Source organism: Synechococcus sp. WH 8109, assembly GCF_000161795.2.
In the GTDB taxonomy this organism is placed as follows: domain Bacteria; phylum Cyanobacteriota; class Cyanobacteriia; order PCC-6307; family Cyanobiaceae; genus Parasynechococcus.
In genome coordinates this window covers 351,115-363,152 of the sequence record NZ_CP006882.1, presented here as the reverse complement: position 1 = coordinate 363,152, position 12,038 = coordinate 351,115, and the positions used below count along the sequence as shown (strand labels likewise).

At 58.1% G+C, this 12,038-nt stretch carries 10 protein-coding genes, 1 tRNA gene and 2 pseudogenes; 7 read left to right on the top strand and 6 right to left on the bottom strand.

What is annotated here, in order from left to right:
* Positions 1 to 2 precede the first annotated feature (2 nt).
* On the top strand, positions 3 to 458 hold the full coding sequence (locus Syncc8109_RS01840) for a hypothetical protein (RefSeq protein WP_006850370.1): 456 nt from the start codon (positions 3 to 5) through the stop codon (positions 456 to 458).
* 17 nt (positions 459 to 475) lie between these two features.
* Here Syncc8109_RS01840 and Syncc8109_RS01835 read toward each other — a convergent pair.
* Positions 476 to 549 (bottom strand) — tRNA-Arg (locus tag Syncc8109_RS01835).
* A gap of 103 nt (positions 550 to 652) precedes the next feature.
* Here Syncc8109_RS01835 and recF point away from each other — a divergent pair.
* Positions 653 to 1,747, top strand: coding sequence for a DNA replication/repair protein RecF (recF, locus tag Syncc8109_RS01830; protein ID WP_025362066.1), 1,095 nt, complete (start codon positions 653 to 655; stop codon positions 1,745 to 1,747).
* Positions 1,748 to 1,778: 31 nt separating this feature from the next.
* Complete coding sequence (speD, locus tag Syncc8109_RS01825; RefSeq protein ID WP_025362065.1) at positions 1,779 to 2,246, top strand: adenosylmethionine decarboxylase; 468 nt, start codon at positions 1,779 to 1,781, stop codon at positions 2,244 to 2,246.
* 16 nt (positions 2,247 to 2,262) lie between these two features.
* Here the strand turns inward: speD and larE are convergent, their stop codons facing one another.
* Positions 2,263 to 3,090 carry an ATP-dependent sacrificial sulfur transferase LarE gene (gene larE / locus Syncc8109_RS01820; RefSeq protein ID WP_006851138.1) on the bottom strand — a complete coding sequence of 276 codons (828 nt, stop codon included), beginning with the start codon at positions 3,088 to 3,090 and terminating at the stop codon, positions 2,263 to 2,265.
* Positions 3,091 to 3,143: 53 nt separating this feature from the next.
* On the opposite strand from larE, the gene Syncc8109_RS01815 reads away from it, so the two are divergent.
* Positions 3,144 to 4,292, top strand: coding sequence for a cob(I)yrinic acid a,c-diamide adenosyltransferase (locus Syncc8109_RS01815; protein WP_006850078.1), 1,149 nt, complete (start codon positions 3,144 to 3,146; stop codon positions 4,290 to 4,292).
* Positions 4,293 to 4,672: 380 nt separating this feature from the next.
* Positions 4,673 to 6,253 (top strand): leucine-rich repeat domain-containing protein, encoded by a 1,581-nt coding sequence (locus Syncc8109_RS11465; protein WP_071823029.1) that lies wholly within the window; start codon positions 4,673 to 4,675, stop codon positions 6,251 to 6,253.
* Positions 6,254 to 6,652: 399 nt separating this feature from the next.
* Here Syncc8109_RS11465 and moeB read toward each other — a convergent pair whose 3' ends face one another.
* Both moeB and Syncc8109_RS11460 read right to left on the bottom strand, forming a co-directional pair.
* Entirely contained in the window at positions 6,653 to 7,789 is a 1,137-nt protein-coding gene (gene moeB / locus Syncc8109_RS01810; protein WP_006851262.1) for a molybdopterin-synthase adenylyltransferase MoeB, read from the bottom strand.
* Between the two features lie 115 nt (positions 7,790 to 7,904).
* A pseudogene (locus Syncc8109_RS11460) lies at positions 7,905 to 8,243 on the bottom strand (M67 family metallopeptidase); the annotation flags it as partial.
* Between the two features lie 55 nt (positions 8,244 to 8,298).
* On the opposite strand from Syncc8109_RS11460, the gene Syncc8109_RS01800 reads away from it, so the two are divergent.
* Positions 8,299 to 8,685 carry a CAAD domain-containing protein gene (locus Syncc8109_RS01800; protein ID WP_006850129.1) on the top strand — a complete coding sequence of 129 codons (387 nt, stop codon included), beginning with the start codon at positions 8,299 to 8,301 and terminating at the stop codon, positions 8,683 to 8,685.
* 3 nt (positions 8,686 to 8,688) lie between these two features.
* On the opposite strand, the pseudogene Syncc8109_RS01795 reads toward Syncc8109_RS01800, so the two are convergent.
* Positions 8,689 to 9,577: pseudogene (locus Syncc8109_RS01795) on the bottom strand (fructosamine kinase family protein).
* A gap of 50 nt (positions 9,578 to 9,627) precedes the next feature.
* Between Syncc8109_RS01795 and crtD the strand changes: the two are divergent.
* On the top strand, positions 9,628 to 11,130 hold the full coding sequence (gene crtD / locus Syncc8109_RS01790) for a C-3',4' desaturase CrtD (RefSeq protein WP_006850536.1): 1,503 nt from the start codon (positions 9,628 to 9,630) through the stop codon (positions 11,128 to 11,130).
* Here the strand turns inward: crtD and Syncc8109_RS01785 are convergent.
* Positions 11,114 to 11,995: a prephenate/arogenate dehydrogenase gene (locus Syncc8109_RS01785; RefSeq protein WP_006849946.1), complete on the bottom strand. Its 882-nt coding sequence runs from the start codon at positions 11,993 to 11,995 to the stop codon at positions 11,114 to 11,116. The genes crtD and Syncc8109_RS01785 overlap by 17 nt on opposite strands.
* Positions 11,996 to 12,038 lie beyond the last annotated feature (43 nt).

Here is a 12,038-nt window from a genome sequence, read left to right as displayed (position 1 = left end):
CAGTGCTGTCGTTCCTTCAACAACCCTCGATTCCACCCTTGCCCGAGGGAACGCGACTCGAAACATCAACCCCTCCCACCTCCCAGCAGCTCAACACGTTGCTGATGTCCTGCGGGGAATCAACCCACCCTGAGGAACGCTGGGAGCTCGCCCTTCAGCGCAGCCTTTGGCAGATCAGCATCCTGGAGGAATCAACAGGGGAACTGATCGGATTTGTGCGGGCCACCAGTGATCTGGCCCTCAACGCCAATCTTTGGAACCTGGCCGCCAAACCAGGGCCGAACCAAGGGGCCCTTTTCGCCGTTCTGGTGCACCGAGCCCTGCAGATTCTGCGCCGGGATCTGCCGGGCTGCAGCCTTTCAATCTCGGCCCCTGCGGATGCGCTGGAAGCTCTCAAACAGCAAGGTTTCCTGATTGATCCCAATGGAATTCGCGCCATGGGCCTCAGCCTGAGCTGAGACATTGAGTTCAAATACGAGCATGGAGGGACTCGAACCCCCGACCCTCAGAACCGGAATCTGATGCTCTATCCAACTGAGCTACATGCCCACTGATCGGCATTAAGCCGCAGTGATATCGAGCGTCAACCGTCCCGATACAGGTACCTTACTCACTGGTCGCCCCAGCACCCATCCGGCTCCACAGGCTCCAACTGCAGGGCTTCCGGAACCACACCGTTCTGCAGCTGGAACTGAGGCAGCCACGCCTTTTGGTGATCGGGCCCAATGGCATTGGCAAGTCCAACCTGCTCGAAGCGGTTGAGCTGCTGGGCAGCCTGCGCTCCCATCGCTGCAGTAACGATCGCGATCTGATCCAGTGGGACGCTCCAGAGGCCCTGATCCGGGCCGACGTGGGGGGTGGGGATCGTCTGGAACTGAAACTGCGCCGCCATGGAGGCCGTCAGGCCAAAAGGAACGGCAAGCTGCTCGATCGGCAGCTGGACCTGATTGGTCCACTGCGCTGCATTGGCTTCAGCGCCCTGGATCTTGATCTGGTGCGGGGCGAACCCGCCTTACGCCGCCAGTGGCTGGACCGCGTCGTGCTGCAGCTCGAACCGGTGTATGCCGATCTGATGGCGCGGCTGAACCGGTTGCTGCGGCAGCGCAGCCAGCTCTGGCGCCAGAGGCAGGTCTCCAGTGGCGAACGCCATGCGCTACTCGATGCCTTTGATGTTCAGATGGCGCTGGTGAGCACCCGAATTCACCGGCGACGGCAACGGGCCCTGCATCGGTTGGAACCGATCGCCCAACGCTGGCAGGCCCACCTCAGCGGGGGCACAGAAGCCTTGGAACTGCACTACAAACCCGGCAGCAAGCTCGACGGGGAGGATGCCGAAGAACCCTGGAGACTCGCCATCGAGGAGCAACTGCGCCAGCAGCGGGGAGAGGAGGAACGGCTCGGCAGCTGCCGCGTGGGCCCGCACCGCGATGAGATAGCCCTGCTGCTGGGGGGCAGCCCGGCACGACAGTTTGGCTCCGCAGGCCAGCAGCGGTCGCTGGTGCTGGGCCTGAAGCTCGCCGAACTGGAGCTGGTGACCCAGCTCTGCGGGGAGCCTCCTTTGCTGCTTCTTGATGATGTGCTCGCCGAACTGGATCCAACCCGTCAGCAGCTTCTGCTTGAGGCCGTGGGGGAATCGCATCAATGCCTGGTGAGTGCCACCCACCTCGAGGGCTTTGGCGGCGGATGGCAGCAGCAGGCCCAAATTCTCGGAGCAAGAGACCTGAGACCCGACCTGAAGATCAGATAAGGTGGCGGACCCTTTTTTCTCTCATCACCTGATGGAGCAGACCCTCTCTGAACTGCATCCCAACCCGGGATGGGGGGCACCTGAGATTCATGCCACCGACATGGTCGGCAAACACTGCATTCTCGAGCTCTACGACTGCGACCCGAGCCGGCTCGACGACGAAGCATTCATCCGCACAACGATCACCTCAGCAGCCAAAGGTGCTGGTGCGACGCTGCTGAACCTGATCACCCATCAATTTCAACCCCAGGGCGTCACAGGCCTGGCCCTGCTGGCGGAATCCCACATTTCCATCCACACCTGGCCGGAATCCGGCTACGCCGCTGTTGATGTTTTCACCTGTGGTGACCACACCATGCCGGAACAGGCCTGCGCCATTCTCTGCAGTGAGCTTCAAGCGAAACGGCACGCGCTGAAAAGCTTTCTTCGTGAAACACCTGCGGCCATTGCCACCGGGGTGAGAGAACCTGTGGAAACGCCAAGCCAGCGCCCTAACTGAACCGGCCCAGGCGAGATCAGCGGCGGTTCAATTTGCCGCTGACCAGACCTTCAAGATCCAGGTTGACGGAGGTGAAACCAAGGCAGCGAAAGGCCTCCACTAGAGGTTCACTCTCCGCAAGCAAGAGCACAGCGCGGATCTGCTCACGGGGAACCTCAATCCGTGCTGCCAACCCGTGTGACCGCACACGAACGGTGCTGAAGCCCCTAGCGATCAACCAGGCTTCCGCCTGACCCACCCGCTTCAACCGCTCGGCGCTGATACTTTCGCCATAGGGGAAGCGGGAGGCCAGGCAGGGCTGCGCCGGTTTATCCCACCAGGGAAAACCAAGGCCCCGCGACAAGGCACGGATGGCTGCTTTGTCGATTAACAGTTCGGCCAGGGGGGAGCGAACCCCCGCTTGTCGGGCCGCATTAATGCCGGGCCGGTGATCACCGAGGTCATCAAGATTGACCCCATCAATCACCAAGGCATCTCCCGCAGCCGCAGCAATGGGTTGAAGGTGCTGGTGCAGTTCACGCTTGCAGGCAAAGCAGCGATCCACGGGGTTGTTGCTGTAGTCCGGGTCGTTCAACTCGGCCGTTGCACACTCCCGATGCGGGATGCCGATCCAGGAAGCTTGATCACGCGCTTCCCGCAACAGATGCGGTGCCAGGGCCGGAGAGACCCCCGTTACCGCAAGGGCGGCATCGCCCTTGGCTTCGTAGGCCATCGCGGCAACAAGGGTGCTGTCGACTCCACCGGAATAGGCCACACACAGGGCAGATTGCCCCGCCATCCACTGCCGCAGGTCCGCCAGCAGCTGCTGCTCTCGATCCGCCAAAGGCTCCTGCAACCGAAACATCAGCGGGGAAAACCAGTTGAGCTAGGTAGGCTCCAACGGTAAGAGCTGTCCCCATGCCTCGAAGCATCGGCATTGTCACCGCAGCGGACAGCCGCGAGCGCAGCCACGGACAGCTGCACATCTATGACGGCGAGGGCAAGGGCAAAAGCCAGGCAGCCCTTGGTGTAGTGCTGCGCACCATCGGCCTCGGCATCTGCGAGCAACGACAGACCCGAGTGCTGCTGTTGCGCTTTCTCAAAGGCCCAGGCCGGGCCTACGACGAGGATGCGGCCATCGAGGCCTTGCAGCAGGGTTTCCCCCATCTGATCGACCACCTGCGCACCGGACGGGCCGATCACTTCACTGCCGACGAAGCCACGCGATTCGACCGGGATGAAGCCCAGCGGGGCTGGGTGATTGCCAAGGGCGCAATCGCCAGTGCCCTCTACTCGGTGGTGGTTCTGGACGAGCTGAATCCTGTGCTCGATCTCGGCCTGCTGGACCTAGAGGACGTGGTGCGCACCCTCAGCAACCGGCCGGAGGGGATGGAGATCATCGTCACCGGTCGCGCCGCACCGGCCCCCTTGGTGCGTGAGGCCGACCTCCACTCCGAGATGCGGGCCCATCGCCGTCCGGGCATGAACGACAACCGGGTGGTGCCTCTCAATGTGAGTAGCGGTATTGAGATCTACACCGGTGAAGGCAAAGGCAAATCAACCAGTGCGCTGGGCAAAGCGCTGCAGGCCATCGGGCGGGGCATCAGCCAGGACAAGAGCCATCGGGTCTTGATCCTGCAGTGGCTCAAAGGCGGCAGCGGTTACACCGAAGATGCAGCCATCGCCGCCCTACGCGAGAGCTATCCCCATTTGGTGGACCACCTCCGCTCCGGCCGCGATGCCATCGTCTGGCGGGGCCAGCAGGAGCCGATTGATTACGTGGAAGCCGAGCGGGCCTGGGAGATCGCACGGGCAGCCATCTCAAGCGGCCTCTACAAAACCGTGATCCTCGATGAGTTGAACCCCACAGTCGACTTGGAGCTGCTGCCCGTCGAACCGATCCTGCAAACCCTGCTGCGCAAACCGGCGGAAACCGAGGTGATCATCACGGGGCGCTGCAAAAACCAACCCGCTTACTTCGATTTGGCAAGCATCCATTCCGAAATGGTGTGCCACAAGCACTACGCCGAACAAGGAGTGGATCTCAAGCGTGGCGTGGACTATTGAGTTATAGACAAGGTTTGCACGAAGTTTGTATACCGATAAGTCTCAACACAATCCAAAGACAGATCGCACGTGACAGGCGCGTGATGGCATTGCATAAAGCCGCGACCTATGGAGAACCTGGGTCACCACCTATCCGCGATAGTCACCACACCACAGTCACACCAATCAATCTGAGGAGAAGTTTGCATGCACGAACTCGCTCGGATTGAACCAAGCCATGCAAAGCACTTTTGCTACGCCGTTAATTATCAGCATTGAACAAAGTGCATTTAATTTATGCTCAAATCAACACAGGCATATGCAGTAGAATGCTAACCAATCATTGAATTTTTCTGTTGAATCTTATTGGCAAGTAGAATTGATTAGAGTGAATTTTTCTTTTGACAGTCCTTACGCAATCTCTGGCTCAAGCGCTGATCGATGAGCAAGGGCTGGATATCGTGATTCCTAATACTTATGCTGTAATTGGTAAAAATGCATTCAGCGGAAAAGGCATCAAAAGTGTTGTTATCCCCGAAAGTATAACAGTCATAGGTCGTAATGCATTTTATGCAAATCAGCTTGTAAGCGTGTCAATACCGAGTAGCGTAAAGCATATTGATGGGTCTGCTTTTTATGCAAACGTTCTTACATCTGTAGAGTTTGCTGAGGGCTTGATTAGTATTGGCACAAACGCTTTTTATTCAAATTCTCTGCGAGAAATCAACATTCCAAATTCAGTTGTCTTCATTGATATGTATGCTTTCTATGAAAACAATGTAAAGAATATAAGTCTTCCGGATAGCTTGACTTCATTGCCTAATCATGTATTCCCCAGTGTTGCTTGGAGCTATGTAACCGAAGCACAAACTATTAATGTTCCTCAGAATCCATTATTTAATCTTCAAGCGCTTCCATATAATGCTCAAATTATTCATAGAACATCCACATCATCTTCAACTTTTGTTGACCGAATCCCTCCCACTGTCGTCACGTCTCTTGATATAGCGCCAAAGGTGCTAACCAAGGAGTTAGCCCAGTCGTTAATAGATGAGCTGGGATTAAATGTAGTAATACCTGAGATTTATACTTCAATAGCTGATAAAGCATTTTCTGGCAAGGGCTTAGTAAGCGTTAGTATTCCCGAAAGCATTACAATGATAGGCGAGTCCGCCTTTGAAAGTAATGATTTGTACACCGTAGACATTCCAAATAGCGTAACATCAATTGGAAGATTTGCGTTCAGCAATAATAATCTTTTCAGTGTAAAAATTCCTCATGGCATCACATCAATTCCCCAATATGCTTTTTCTGGCAATCCATTGATTAGCGTAAATATATCCAATACCGTTACCTCTATTGGATATGGTCCATTTTATGATACTAATCTAATCACAATAGATATTCCTGACAGCGTGACATCAATTGGAGACGATGCGTTTAGGTATAATGATAACTTGCATTCCATTAGTATTCCAGCTCAGTCAACATTTGATCTCTCTTGGCTTACCTCTGGTGCTCAAATAAACAAAAGAACTGTTAGTCCTGTTAGTAGGCTTCATAACACTTCTGAAGGCAAGCATTTGTTTTCGTCTAATCAGAATGAAATAGATATATTGACGAGCAGCGGATGGAAGAACGAAGGTACTGTCTACTACGAGCCTGGGGTAGCAACAGCTGATATCTTTCGTTTTTATGTATCTTCAGAAAATCGACACTTTTATACGGCTCTTTCGAGCGAAAGAGATCTTATTATCAACAACCAGGGACTAGTTGATGCAGGCTGGCAATATGAGGGAAAAGCTTTTACCGCTTATAATGCAATTGAATACATTGACAATGCGGTTGCTGTTGTTCGATATCTCAATCAAGGAACTGGTAGCCATCTTTACTCAACCAGTACTTACGAACAAAGCCTTTTGGATCAGGATACAAATTGGCTAAATGAAGGTATTGCTTGGTATGGCAATCCAATGACGTGACATTATTTTGATCAATGCTGAGATGATTGCCAAAGATCACGCAAGATCCTAACTGTCATCTAATTTAAATCAATAAAGATGTGGAAAGCTCATTCTGTTCCGCTCTAATCTATAGGCAACAACTGCATCACTCTCCTCCCTCAATAGTTGCGGAAATAGAACTTCTGCGGCTCGCACATTTAGGAGAAGACCACGCCTTTGCCGTTCAGGGCCTTGGCCTTCTCAGCGATTTTCGGCGCGACCAAGCTCCTGACGAACTGCCAGAAGACAAGTCAGAGTTTGTACTGAGTTTGTATTCAGTGTCACGATTAGCCTGAAAAGGCTGTCGTGGCTTAGCTCTACTGCTTACGCCGAACAGGGCATCGACCTGAAGCGAGGGGTGGATTACTAACCCTGGGTTTAGTAGCGAGGGATTGCAGGATCCACCTGCTGAGACCAGGCATCAATTCCACCGGTCATATTCGTTGCCGCGATGCCGTGCTGAGCCAACAGCTCAACGGCCCTGGCAGAGCGCCCCCCGAGCTTGCAGTGCACCAAAAGGCGCCGTCCCTCGGCCATTGCACGAACTCGATCGATCGCCTCTCCACTCTCCAGCGAGGCCAACGGAACCAAGTGGCTTCCTTCAATCGAAGCCACCTCTGCTTCAGCAGGATTGCGCACATCAACCAGCGCAATCTCGTCTGGAGCGGAGTCGAGCAGGGCCTTCAGCTCCATGACAGTGATGGATTCCATCTCCGATAACGCCGGACGGCAGTACTGGCGGTAGTCAATCAGTCTCTCGACCTTCGGTCGGTCGGGATCAACGCGGAGGGTGAGTTCGCGAAATCGCATCGCCAGGGCATCAACCACCAACAGCCGACCGTCCAGGCACTCACCAATGCCTGTAATCAGTTTGATCGCTTCGGTGGCCTGAAGCAGACCGATCAGTCCCGGCATCACACCCATTACCCCAGCCTCCGAGCAGGACGGAACAGCGTCCGGCGAAGGTGGTTCCGGCAGCAGATCTCGGTAATTGGGGCTCGTCGTCGTGCGGTTGAACACGCTCACCTGGCCGTCGAAGCGCTGCACGGAGCCATAGACGAGGGGCTTGCCAAGCAACACACAGGCGTCGTTGATCAGATACCGGCTGGGGAAGTTATCGGTGCCGTCACAGACCAGGTCGTAGTGAGCGATGAGGTCCAGGGCATTGCCCACATCAAGCATGTGTTCATGCACCTCCACCTGGCAGTGAGGGTTGAGGTCGTGGATCCGTGCTGCGGCTGAGCGGGCCTTGGAGCCGCCAACCCCGCTGGAGCTGTGGATCACCTGGCGCTGGAGATTGGAGAGCTCCACCACATCTCCATCCACGATTCCAATGCGGCCCACGCCTGCCGCGGCCAGGTACAGCAGCAGGGGAGATCCCAGCCCTCCACTGCCAACACACAGCACAGAAGCAGATCTCAACCGGAGCTGACCGGCCGGACCAACCTCAGGAAGAATCAGATGGCGGGCGTAACGCCCCCGCTCATCAGCACTCAGCATCGGTTGGTCATGCATCGTTGTGAGTGTCCCAGAGCTGAATCGGGATTTCATCCACGCTGCGGTCACCATGCAGCCACCAGGCCCGCAGGCCAAGCGACGCAGAAAGAATCAGCATCACACTCTCCGCCTCCCCCCACTGCCGATCATGGGGCGAGGGCGAGGGCTCGGATGCCGGATGGGAGTGAGCTACGCCAAGACAATGTTGATAGCGATCCCGGGCCCATCTCTGGGCGGCCAACTGCTCCCTCGGATCCACCAGAAACCGTCTGCAACGGTCGTGAACGGGCCGATGGCCTGATGCCCCCCGTCCCCAGACGTTGCAACAGGGCCAGGTCGTGGTCACCCTCAAACACCCTGAATTCGTCCGTTGTCCCAGCAGCAAGGCACAGCCTTCTTCAGGATGGGGCGCCAATAAAATGCGGCGCAGATCCGTGTGGCATCGGTGATCAATTTGCAGCACGGATGGCATAGACCGCGTCGCACCGATACGCTCAGCTGAAATTGTGAAAGATTTAGTCGTTCTCATGAGTGACGCCACCACTGAAGTAAAGGATGCCGCCACAACCGTGACGACACCCGTCGACGCTCCTGCTCAGGAGGACACCACCTCCTTTGCTGAGCGCTACAGCGACGTTCTCGGCAAGGTGAACGACACGCTCGATCAGGTCGACTGGAGTCAGATGGGACGGATCGGCAAGATCGTCGGCATCTTTGCGGCCGTGATCATTGCTCAGATCCTGATCAAGGGCATCCTCGACACGATCAATCTGCTGCCGATCGTTCCAGGGCTGCTTGAACTGCTCGGCGTGGTTGTGGTGGGTCAGTGGAGCTGGAAGAACCTCACCACCAGCGACAAGCGCAATGCCCTGGTGCAGCGTGTTCAAACCCTACGCAAGGAGTACCTGGGCTGATGCTCAAACCCGCCGAGCCAGTTCTCTGAGACTGGCTCGGCATTGGCTCAGATAACTCCCCCCAAACAAATTGGCGTGGTTGAGCAGGTGGTAGAGGTTGTAGATCTCCACCCGACCGTCAGCTCCAGGAGCATCGGGCAGCACGTCCCGATAGGCCGACCTGAAGTTTTCGCTGAAGCCGCCAAAAAGCCGGGTCATGGCCAGATCTACTTCCCGATCAGCCCACCAGCTTGCGGGATCAAAAATGCTCCCTCGTCCATCGCTCAGGCTGGCGGCATTCCCACCCCAGAGATCGCCGTGCACCAAGGCCGGGTGTGGTTGATGCTCGTTCAGATGCTCGGCGAGGCGCAGCAACAACGGATTGAGGTCCGTTGAATCCTGCTGCAAAACAATCAAGGGCTTCCAGTTGCGGGCGCAGCCTGAGCTCCACGAAGGCCGATCCCCAGTCATCGCGCCACCCCCCAGGTTGAGGTCCAGCGCCAATGAAGCCGTCACGGTGCCAGCCGAAACGAGCTGGGCTGGAGGCCATCGACGCCTGATGCAGCAGTGCCAAACCCCGACCGAGGGCTGTTTGGTCGTTGCCACCGCAATCCAACCAGGGCAACAACAGCACCGCACCATGGGGCAGTGCCGCCAGGGCGATGGGCTGCGGCACAACCAGGAACGAGGCATCGGCTTGGACATGCAGGGCCTCAAGGGCCTCCGCCTCCACCTCAAACAGCTGCAGCGCGCTGGCGCCACCGCTTTTGGCGAACAACACCTGGCCATCACCGAGGCGAAGTTTCCAGGCCTGATGGATGCAGCCCCCACCCACGGGGGAGACATCCGTGATCACAGCCCCCGCCAACGGCCCTTCTTCCGCGGTGAGATCCCGGCGCAGTTCGCTGTTCATCCTCAGCAGGCCCCCTGTCTTGCCAGCATGACCCGATTCTTCAGGGCGTCGTGAGCGATTCCAGCGTGATCGTGGTGGGCGGCGGGATCGCTGGCTTAACGGCAGCGGCACTGCTGGCCCGCGACGGCGTCGACGTCACGCTGCTGGAAGCGCATCAACAACCGGGGGGATGTGCCGGAACGTTCCGGCGTGGTCCATGGGTGTTCGATGTTGGGGCGACCCAGGTGGCTGGGTTGGAGCCCGGAGGCAGTCATGCGCGACTGCTGAAGCATCTGAACATGCCTCTGCCCAGCGCAGAGCTTCTGGACCCAGGTTGTGTGGTCGACCTAGGCGATGGGTCCCCTCCCATTTCGCTCTGGCATGACCCCGAAGCCTGGGCCGCTGAACGTGAGCGTCAATTTCCAGGCAGCCACCGCTTCTGGAGCCTTTGCCATCAGTTGCATTCCAGCAACTGGCAGTTCGCCAGCGAAGACCCCGTGGTGACACCGCGTTCCCTCTGGGATCTCGGCACATTGCTGCAGGCCCTGCGGCCCTCAACGCTGGCATCGGGACTGTTCACAGGTCTGACCATTGCCGATCTGCTGCAGCTGTGTGGGTGCGGTGACGATCAACGGCTGCGGCGCTTTCTCGACCTCCAGCTGAAGCTCTACTCCCAGGAACCGGCCGATCGCACTGCGGCGCTATACGGCGCAACCGTCCTGCACATGGCCCAAGCACCGCTCGGGCTCTGGCATCTGGAGGGATCGATGCAGGTGTTGAGCAATCAGCTGGTGGCCGCCATTGAGCGCGACGGCGGGACGGTGCTGATGAAGCATCGGGTCACCAACCTGCAGCCCTGCTCATCCGGTTGGCAAGTGACGATCAGCACCGGCAAGGGCGCGGAACACCAACGCAGCAGCCGGGATGTGGTCTGCAGCATCCCCCCCCAATGCCTGCTGGAGCTGATCGAACCGGATCAGCTGCCCAACGGGTACCGAAAGCGACTGGACAACCTGCATGAACCGAGTGGTGCTCTCGTGCTCTACGGAGCGGTGCGGCGTGATGCACTCCCACATCCCTGCCCAGGCCATCTCCAGCGCGGCTGCGTATCCCCGGGGCCTCTGTTCGTCTCCATCAGCCGCGAAGGCGATGGGCGTGCGCCCCAGGGGCAGGCCACCTTGATTGCCAGCGTGTTCACCCCAACAGGTGATTGGTGCCGCTTGCCGGAGCCGGAGTACCAACAGCGCAAAACAGAGATGCTGAACCTGATCCAAGCCGAGCTGAACCGCTGGCTGTCGCTCGAAGACGACGCCTGGTTGCATGCTGAACTGGCAACACCAAGGGGCTTCGCCCGCTGGACGGGCCGTCCCAATGGCATCGTCGGAGGCCTTGGACAGCATCCACGCCGGTTCGGCCCCTTCGGCCTCGCAGGACGAACGCCCATGCCGGGTCTTTGGCTCTGCGGCGACAGCCTCCATCCGGGTGAGGGCACAGCAGGGGTGAGCCTGTCAGCCCTCAATGCCTGCCGGCAGCTCAGGGCCGAGCGGGGACAACCCCTCAGCTTTCGGAGCTGACCTCCCCCGATGGCCTCAAAAAATCCGGGCGCAGGGTCTGCGTTCGACGCAGTTCCAACTCAAGCTGAGACCAGTTTTGCTGGAGCACGGCATCTTCGAGCTGCTCCAGGCTCCAGCGGTAGGCCGCCAAGCCGCGCAACACTGCATCCCTATTCGTGGATGCCATCGCCACCCCCAGCTCGGGATTCCCTCCACCAACACGACTGGTGTCGGCAAAGCCACTGGACGCCAGCACCATGGCCAGCTGCCGGATCTCCGGATCCCGTTCATCGCCCACTGCCCGCAGCAGTGCAGCACTCACCAGCACCGGCATGTGAGAAATCAGCGCCACAGCCTGGTCGTGCTGGGACGCGGTGGCCGTCAGCCAACTGCCACCGACGCTGACGGCCAGATCACGAACCTGGGCCAGGGCAGCGGGGTCTGTTTTTTGATCCGGAGTCGCGATCCAAGGGCGACCGCGGAACAGATCCACCACCCCGGCATCAACGCCCGCCTGAGCTGTTCCCGCCATGGGGTGACTGGCCACAAAGCGTGGATGCCGTTGGCGCCAAGCCTCCAACACAGGCTGCTTGACCGAACCGACATCGGTGATCACCGCTGCTTCAGGGAGCGCGGCAATGAGCTCATCCGGCGGGTTCAGCAGCAAGGGAATGGGCAACGCCAGGATCACCAGGTCGCAATCCGAGAGGCAGCTGGGATCAGTCGACACCGCTCCCACCAGCCCTCGGGCCATGGCGCGATCCGCCGTGGCCTGGCGATGCACGAGGCCCTGCACCGTCCAGCCCCGCGCCTGAAGATCCAGACCAAGGGATCCCCCGATCAAGCCAAGGCCAACAATCCCCACACGTCCCGGTTGCACCGCCATCCCTCCCGCAGGGTCGTGAAGCCATGTTGATGGATGGATTGCA